This is a genomic window from Paramuribaculum intestinale (genome assembly GCF_003024925.1).
Classification (GTDB): domain Bacteria; phylum Bacteroidota; class Bacteroidia; order Bacteroidales; family Muribaculaceae; genus Paramuribaculum; species Paramuribaculum intestinale.
In genome coordinates, this window is sequence record NZ_PUED01000366.1 from 1 (window position 1) to 1,125 (window position 1,125).

2 protein-coding genes are annotated in these 1,125 nt (G+C 47.4%); both read right to left on the reverse strand.

Translation table 11 applies throughout. From position 1 onward, the window contains the following. Nucleotides 1-68: 68 nt before the first annotated feature. Nucleotides 69-497 carry a hypothetical protein gene (locus C5O24_RS13600; protein WP_123541925.1) on the reverse strand — a complete coding sequence of 143 codons (429 nt, stop codon included), beginning with the start codon at nucleotides 495-497 and terminating at the stop codon, nucleotides 69-71. Between the two features lie 8 nt (nucleotides 498-505). Further along, nucleotides 506-1,125 (reverse strand): response regulator transcription factor (locus C5O24_RS13605; protein WP_107681988.1); only part of this gene is annotated, 620 nt, incomplete at its 5' end.

Here is a 1,125-nt window from a genome sequence, read left to right on the forward strand (position 1 = left end):
AAACCTGACCATCTCAAACAGCTCGTTTAAGCCTTCGGGTAAAAACTGCCAAAATGCATCACTGGTTTTCATGACGCAAATTTAACACTTTTCCCAAAATTCATGCACCGCACTTTCGGCTTGAGCCGAAATACACGGAGAGCACCACTGTCAATCTGCATCAGTCCCGGGTATACCGTAGTACCGCCCGAGGCTATGAATTCCCCATTTGTCCACCGGAAGATTGAAGCTTGTCCCGGAGCAAAGGTAAAATCGGGGATATTCAGTTTTAAAGGAGCTGAAGCACTATTATCGACGAGCGGGGTGTTCTCAGGGGTATATTGAAATGTCGGACCGATGTATGAGGTCAGATTGTCGCTTTTGACTAAACCGCCGATATTGATGGATTTAGCCAATGAGTCGCAGCGCAGACTGATTGTGTCCGGCACTTCCCGCTGTGCGAAACCCGCCAGCGGTGCCGCCAGGCAGATAACAAATGTAAGGATGTAAGCTTTCATAGTCCGGTTCATTTAATGGTGAGCATATAGCCGAACCCACGTTGATTGATGATAGAAATTGATGGATCGTGACGGAGGGCTCGGCGGAGTTTGTGGATGTAGCCATGCAGGGAGTTGCGGTTACTTTGTTCATCGCGCTGCCACACGGCAATCATCAGTTCTGAGGCATCGACAGTCTTCCCGATATTTGTGGCCAGACGTTCAAGTATCTTGGCTTCAAAGTGAGATAATTCTGTTTCTTTGTCGCCAAATGACAATGTCTGGGTCGTTACGTTAAATATGTATGTTCCAATTGCAAACCGGATATCCTCGGTGCGATTGTCACCATATCGTCTTAATAGTGCCTTAATCCGCACTATCAGTTCGCGGAGTTCAAAGGGCTTTTTAAGATAGTCGTTGGCTCCGATTTCAAAACCTTGCTCAACATCATCTATTGTGCTTTTTGCGGTGAGGAAAAGCAATGGTACTGTCGGCGACAATTTCCTTATCTCCTTCGCCATAGTGAACCCATCCATTTTGGGCATCATGACATCAGCCACGACTATATCGGCAGCTTCGGTCTTGAATTTCTCAAGTCCGACTACGCCATCAACAGCAGTGACAACTTCATAGCCTTGCCCGCGCAGAG